This is a genomic window from Acinetobacter sp. GD03645 (assembly GCF_029845285.1).
In the GTDB taxonomy this organism is placed as follows: Bacteria; Pseudomonadota; Gammaproteobacteria; order Pseudomonadales; family Moraxellaceae; genus Acinetobacter; species Acinetobacter corruptisaponis.
Genome location: NZ_JAOCLL010000003.1, coordinates 237,355 through 244,748, shown reverse-complemented (window position 1 = coordinate 244,748; position 7,394 = coordinate 237,355). Strand labels below are relative to the sequence as shown.

Genomic DNA, 7,394 nt, shown 5'->3' with positions numbered 1-7,394 from the left:
TTAATTAGTTAAAAATATAAAATACACAATAAAATAGATAGAATTGGCCACAACATATTTCATCTTAAAATTGTAATCTGTTTATTTTATAATCCCTTTAACGGGTTTGAATCCATTACAATAACTGCAAATACATTAATTTAGGTTTTCCTGTGAACTGGCTACAAATTCATATTACTGTTGATCAACATCAAGTTGAACTTACCGAAACCCTGTTACTCTCTTTGGGAGCGGTCAGCGTAACGCTGGATGATGCAGAAGATCAGGCATTGCTTGAGCCTTTACCAGGAGAAACCCCTCTCTGGAATAAAGTTATTGTAACGGGTATTTATCAACAGGAAGAAGATGATCCAATTGATGTTGATACCCTGGAGGCTTTTCTCAGGGCCCAACTTCCAGATGTGCCAATGCGCCATGAATATCTGGAAAATCAGGTCTGGGAACGTGCCTGGATGGATTACTATGAACCAATTCAGATTGGTGAGAAATACTGGATTGTGCCTGAATGGCTGGAACCACCTGAAGCAGATGCCACCAACATTAAGCTGGACCCAGGTTTGGCATTTGGTACAGGCAACCACGCCAGCACCTTTTTATGCTTACAGTGGTTGGGCAAGACCGATGTAAAAGATAAAGTTATGATCGACTATGGCTGTGGCTCAGGCATTTTAGGGGTTGCGGCATTGTTACTGGGTGCAAAAAAGGTTTATGCAACCGATATTGACCCTCAGGCTGTTTTGGCAACCAAACAAAATGCTGAACTGAATGGTGTACTTGATCGACTTTATGTAGGTTTACCAGAAGAGTTTGATCAGGAATTCAAACCACAACAGGCAGACGTCCTGGTTGCGAATATTCTGGCTGCACCGCTCATGGCACTCGCGCCTGAATTCGCAACTTTGCTTAAAAATGAGGGTGAGTTCGCACTTGCTGGTGTAATCGAAGAGCAAGTTGCTGATGTTTCTAGTGTTTACTCTGAGTTTTTTGATATATTAGAGATCGAAAAGCGTGAAGAGAACTGGTGCCGCATTTCTGGAAAACGTAAAACAACAATTTGAGAATATTGTTACTTATGAGTGAAAAACAAACCCGCTGCCCTAAATGTTCGACCGTGTACAAAGTGACCCTTTCACAACTCAGTGTTGCACAGGGTATGGTTTGTTGTCCCAAATGCGTGATTAACTTTAACGCACTGACGAATTTACTGGAATCCGAGACAAGCGAAGTTGTGCCAACACCCAGTAGCCGCTCACTGTTTTCGTCGATTCAGCCAGACAGTTCATTTGCAGAAAAGCAAATGCAGATTTTAAGTATTTTTGACCAGAAAATTGAAAACTCCAATATTGATCTGCTCACCTATCTCAATAACCTAAATTATTTCAATACAGAGCCAGTGACCGCTTTGCCTAACCTGAATTTGTCTGAAGATGTTTTACTGAATAATAATGATGATCACAGCACCAAACAGCATGGCTGGCTTTATTACACGCTCTGGGGGATTGGCAATATCGCGCTGATTCTGGTGTTTGCGTTCCAGATTTTATGGTTCAATCCAAAACTGATGCACGATAGTCCTGCCTTAAACAAAATGTTTAACTATGCCTGCGGCATGCTGACCTGCAAAACCCAGAATGACCAATATAAATATCTCAGTTTTGAAAAGGTTAAACTTAAACAAACCAGCAAGAATGAAACCCAGTTTTCAGGGGTGCTGATCAACCGCCACGAAAACAGCATATTGCTCCCTTCAATCAAGGTGGTTCTGAAAGATCAGGGAGAAGTGACAACAGACATCATACTCAAGCCACAGGATTATCTGGTTGACAGTTTAAAAACTATTCAACGCATTCCATCAAATAGTCCTTTTAGATTTGAATTTAGCATTCCAAAAAGTAAAAATAGCTTCGATGACTATAGTTTAGAAATTGTACAGCCCTAAAAGCATAAAAAAATGACAAAAAAATAAAAAAAAGTGCAGTTAATTTGCTCACTTTTTCGCTGACAGTGGTATGATACGCGCCACGAATGCTTTGACCTACATACTCCTCATTTATAGACAATAAAATCGTTAAACGAACTGTGCTTTTATCTCCTAAGCGCACTGTTGGTTTTTTTGTTTTTAAAAGTGGGTTGTAACAAATATTTAATCATTGTTACGCTTATTTTTTACACAATTCGAGGATTTGTGGCAAGCTAATAGTTCTTTTGTTTTAGAGTTGCTGAGATCTAAAATAGGATTCAGTAATTTAGACCACATTTATATATTACTTTACCCAAGTGATATTTGATTTTTCGGATTAACACGCATGAATAGCAAATCTCCTATTTTTACGGCTCAATCTGATGTCGCTCTCCGCATCCATGTAGATCGCGCAGTTCGTCATTATTTTGCACAGTTGCAAGGTGAGCAACCATCTCAAGTGTATGACATGGTTTTAGCAGAAATGGAGAAACCTCTTTTATCTGTGGTCTTGGAATATACCCGTGGCAACCAGACGCGTGCCGCTGAAATTTTAGGCCTTAACCGTGGAACTTTGCGTAAAAAGTTAAAAGCTCACGGTTTAATGAGTGAATAATTGATAAAATGCTCACGTTCTCGTGGGCATTTTTTTTATGCTTAATTGTTTTAATCTGTAGACTTCAAAACTGTTGACCAAAATCATGACTATCAAACGTGCTTTAATCTCTGTTTCCGACAAAACTGGAATCGTTGAATTTGCTCAAAACCTTGCAGCGCTAGGGGTGGAAATTCTATCTACGGGCGGTACATACAAGTTGCTTAAAGACAACAACATTGCCGTTGTGGAAGTTTCTGAACATACAGGCTTTCCTGAAATGATGGATGGCCGTGTTAAGACACTGCATCCAAAAATTCATGGCGGCATTCTGGCTCGTCGTGGTCTGGACGAAGCGGTGATGCAGGAACACAACATTGATCCGATTGATCTGGTTGTGGTCAACCTTTATCCATTTGCTGCGACTGTGGCTAAACCAGATTGTTCACTTGCAGATGCGATTGAAAACATCGACATCGGTGGTCCAACCATGGTTCGTGCAGCGGCAAAAAACCATGCTTCAGTCGGTATCATCGTCAATGCTGCTGACTACGATGCAGTTGTTGCTGAGTTAAAAGCAAATGGTGGACTTTCCTACGAAACTCGTTTCGACCTGGCGGTAAAAGCATTTGAACATACCGCACAATATGATGGCATGATTGCTTCTTATTTGGGCGCGCGTGTAGGTAAGGCTGAGGGTGAAGCAGATGTGTTCCCCCGCACTTTCAATACTCAACTGAACAAAGCGCAAGATTTACGTTATGGTGAAAATCCTCATCAAAACGCGGCTTTCTATGTCGAAGCACATGCCAAAGAAGCATCTGTTTCAACAGCAAAGCAATTACAGGGCAAAGAATTATCTTATAACAATATTGCAGATACTGATGCAGCACTTGAATGTGTGAAAACTTTTGCCAAGCCAGCGTGTGTCATTGTTAAACATGCGAATCCTTGTGGTGTTGCGGTTTCTTTAGAGGGTATCAAGGCTGCTTATGATCTTGCTTATGCCACTGATCCTGAATCTGCGTTTGGCGGCATCATCGCATTCAACCGTGAATTGGATGTAGAAACTGCTCAGGCAATTGTTGACCGCCAATTTGTAGAAGTGATTATTGCACCAAGTATTGCAGACGGCGTATTAGATATAACTGGTGCGAAAAAGAATGTTCGCGTCATGGTGTGCGGTGAACTTCCAGCCATTGATGCACGTGCAGCACAGCTTGACTATAAGCGCGTGAACGGTGGTTTGCTGGTTCAAGATCAAGATTTAGGTATGATCACCAAGGATGACCTTAAAGTTGTGACCAAACGTGCGCCAACCGAACAGGAAATTGATGATCTTATCTTTGCATGGAAAGTAGCGAAATACGTGAAATCAAATGCGATTGTGTATGCGAAAAACCGTCAAACCATTGGTGTGGGTGCAGGTCAGATGAGCCGTGTCAACTCAGCACGTATTGCAGCCATTAAAGCGGAACATGCGGGTTTGGTGGTCGAGGGTGCTGTAATGGCCTCTGATGCATTCTTCCCATTCCGTGATGGTATTGATAATGCGGCTAAAGCTGGCATTAAATGTATCATCCAGCCAGGTGGTTCAATGCGTGACGAAGAAACCATCGCCGCTGCCGATGAAGCAGGTATTGCAATGGTGTTTACGGGTATGCGTCACTTCCGTCACTAAATGCTACTTTAAAATTTCCATCTTATTTACCTCCCTCTAAATCTCCCTCCTAAAAGGAGGGAGACTACATCAATATCAATAATATAGGTTCCCTCTCCTCTTAGGAGAGGGTTAGGGAGAGGTTAAGAGGGACTTTTTTATTTTTAACAGGTATATTCTTAAATACTGAAAAAGGGAATAACTTTAAAATGAATATTTTAGTTTTGGGTAGCGGTGGCCGTGAACATGCACTTGCATGGAAAATCGCACAAGATGCAAAAGTTACTCAGGTTTTTGTTGCGCCAGGTAATGCGGGCACAGCAACAGAAGATAAATGCAAAAACGTTGAGCTGGATATTTTAGACAACCCAGCGATTATCCGTTTTGCACAGGAAAATCAGGTTGAACTGATTATCGTTGGACCAGAAGCGCCTTTGGTCAATGGTGTGGTTGATGCCTGCCGTGCTGCAGACTTGAAAATCTGGGGACCTACCCAGTATGCTGCCCAGCTTGAAGGTTCAAAAGCATTTGCCAAGCATTTCCTGAAGCGCCATGACATACCAACCGCATTTTATGATGTCTTTACCGAAGTGGACGCTGCAAAAGCATATATTGAACAGCATGGCGCGCCAATCGTAATCAAGGCGGATGGCCTGGCTGCGGGCAAAGGCGTAATCGTTGCCATGAGCAACGAAGAAGCATTTGCCGCAATTGACGACATGCTGGCAGGCAACAAGTTTGGTGATGCAGGTTCACGTGTTGTCATTGAGCAATTTCTTGATGGTGAAGAAGCAAGCTTCATTTGCATGATTGATGGTACCAACATTTTACCAATGGCAACCTCACAGGATCACAAGCGTATTTTCGAGGGTGACCAAGGCCCGAACACGGGTGGTATGGGAGCCTACTCTCCTGCTCCAGTTGTAACTGCTGATGTATTTGAACGTGTTATGACGGAAATCATGCGTCCAACCGTAGAAGGTATGGCGAATGATGGACATACCTATACTGGCTTCCTATATGCTGGCTTAATGATTGATGAACAGGGTCAACCTCGTGTGATCGAGTTCAACTGCCGTTTTGGCGACCCAGAAACCCAGCCAATCATGATGCGCCTGAAATCCTCATTGGTTGATCTGGTTGAGGCAGGTATTGCAGGCAACCTACCAAAAGAAGCTGAGTGGGATGAACGCAAGTCAATTGGTATCGTCCTTGCTGCTGAGGGTTATCCTGAAACCGTTCGTAAAGGTGATGTGATTTCTGGTCTTGGGCAATCGCCTGAAGACACCAAGATTTTCCATGCAGGTACAGCCACCACTGAAGATGGCCATATCATTACCGCAGGCGGCCGTGTGCTATGTGTAACCGCACTCGGTGACACAGTACTGGAAGCGCAAATTAATGCACTGGAAGTATGTGGTCAGGTCACATTTACAGGCATGCAATACCGTAGCGATATTGGTTACCGTGCCATTGCGCGTGAAAAGGCAGAATAAGCCAGTCTAGCTCATAAAAAAGCTTTCCTTGGAAAGCTTTTTTATTCTTTGATAGGCAATAAATCAAACTTCTATATTCATTACTTAAATATAAAATTCAGAAAAACATATATTTATTTTCCCGTAAATCACTCAACCCCACATTTAAAAAAATTTATAAAACTATCATCAGTTTATATTTACTTTGAACACAATTTCCTCCAGATAATCATATGCTTATATATCCAAATACAAATACTTCCCCTGTATCAGTTGGTAAATTATTGCTATGATTGCTAAAATTTTGAATACAGCTCAATTGTTATTTTAGATTATTCATGATGATTTTCAATCATTTAATAAAATAAAGCATCAATATTCAATCGTATTCAGCTCTCCATTTAATTTAAGGAATAATTGAATAGAGATTTTCCAGACACGGGATAGACCAACTGGAATTTGAATATTCATCTATTTCTTCTGTTGTTGCAAACAGTCTTCTGGATTAAAACTTAAAAACAATTCACGTGATTGTTGAATGAGGATGCCAATTTGCAACATACAAACCCATTGCAATGATTGATGCTTGAGAAATCATAATGTTCTCGGCATTCTTCCGATTAGGATTTATACATGAAAAAGCTGATTAGTCTTTTTTTAAGTGTATCGGTGCTATTACTTGCGGCATGCAGTAAACAGCCAGATACCGCATCGAGTGAACAAAAAAATGATGCTGCAGGCCTCCAAACTATTGTCATCGCATCTACAGGTTCAGACGCTGATATTTGGCGCCATATTGCCAGCTTACCAGAAACCAAGGCTGCTGGTATTAAACTGGAAGTGAAAAACTTCACGGATTATGTAGCAATGAACACCGCGGTTGCCAATAAGGAAGTTGATCTCAACGCATTTCAGTCTTATGCTTATCTGGTTGCTTTCAACGCAGCAAACAAAGACAAAATTGCGCCTGTTTCAACCACTTATTTAGAACCTATGGGGATTTATTCAAATAAGGTGAAGAAAGTTGATGAGTTTGCCCAGGGTGCAACCATTGCCATTCCAAATGATGGTGCCAATGAATCCCGTGCATTATTACTTTTACAAAGCGCTGGCTTGATCAAGTTAAAACCTGACTTTGACCCAGTGAAAGGTACGCCTGCCGACATCATTGAAAACAGCAAGAAAATTGTAATCAAGCCGATTCAGATGGCAACTGCTGTACGTGTAAAAGACGAGGTTGATGCAATCCTGTTGGGTAATACCCTTGCGATGGAAGGTGGTTTGAACGTTCTTAAAGATGCAATCTTCTATGAACCAATTGACCAGAGCACCAAGTTAAACGTCAATATTTTGGCAACTGCCGAATCACGTAAAGATGATCCAGTATTGCAAAAGGTGGGTGCGCTTTATCATACCGAAGCAGTCAAGCAATATGTACAGGAACACTTTGCTGGCACTAAAGTTGACGTAAACAAGCCAACAAGCTATCTCACAGAAGCAAATCCGTAATATAATCGTAGGGTCTGTTGACATTTCACCTTGCGAGCTTTCAGCTCTCATTGCGACAGAGGATATTTTTTAGACGGTACAAGACGTGACTTACGAAATTTAGTCATTCTAAATGAGTAAGGCATAACGCAGTAACGGCAAAAAATATCCCTGTCCCAAAGGGTTATGGCTAAAACTGCCCCAAACTTCGTTATG

Annotated in this window: 6 protein-coding genes; all 6 read left to right on the top strand. The window is 41.5% G+C overall.

What is annotated here, in order from left to right; translation table 11 throughout:
* The first annotated feature begins 152 nt into the window (after nucleotides 1–152).
* Nucleotides 153–1,058 (top strand): 50S ribosomal protein L11 methyltransferase, encoded by a 906-nt coding sequence (gene prmA / locus N5J47_RS03840; protein WP_279961222.1) that lies wholly within the window; start codon nucleotides 153–155, stop codon nucleotides 1,056–1,058.
* 14 nt (nucleotides 1,059–1,072) lie between these two features.
* Nucleotides 1,073–1,939 carry a DUF3426 domain-containing protein gene (locus tag N5J47_RS03835; RefSeq protein WP_279961221.1) on the top strand — a complete coding sequence of 289 codons (867 nt, stop codon included), beginning with the start codon at nucleotides 1,073–1,075 and terminating at the stop codon, nucleotides 1,937–1,939.
* A gap of 367 nt (nucleotides 1,940–2,306) precedes the next feature.
* On the top strand, nucleotides 2,307–2,576 hold the full coding sequence (fis, locus tag N5J47_RS03830; protein WP_001086304.1) for a DNA-binding transcriptional regulator Fis: 270 nt from the start codon (nucleotides 2,307–2,309) through the stop codon (nucleotides 2,574–2,576).
* A gap of 85 nt (nucleotides 2,577–2,661) precedes the next feature.
* The gene (gene purH, locus N5J47_RS03825) at nucleotides 2,662–4,236 is read left to right on the top strand and encodes a bifunctional phosphoribosylaminoimidazolecarboxamide formyltransferase/IMP cyclohydrolase (RefSeq protein ID WP_279961220.1); all 1,575 of its coding nucleotides are present in this window, start codon (nucleotides 2,662–2,664) and stop codon (nucleotides 4,234–4,236) included.
* Nucleotides 4,237–4,424: 188 nt separating this feature from the next.
* The gene (purD, locus tag N5J47_RS03820; RefSeq protein WP_267979003.1) at nucleotides 4,425–5,711 is read left to right on the top strand and encodes a phosphoribosylamine--glycine ligase; all 1,287 of its coding nucleotides are present in this window, start codon (nucleotides 4,425–4,427) and stop codon (nucleotides 5,709–5,711) included.
* Between the two features lie 612 nt (nucleotides 5,712–6,323).
* On the top strand, nucleotides 6,324–7,199 hold the full coding sequence (locus N5J47_RS03815; RefSeq protein WP_279961219.1) for a MetQ/NlpA family ABC transporter substrate-binding protein: 876 nt from the start codon (nucleotides 6,324–6,326) through the stop codon (nucleotides 7,197–7,199).
* Nucleotides 7,200–7,394: the final 195 nt, after the last annotated feature.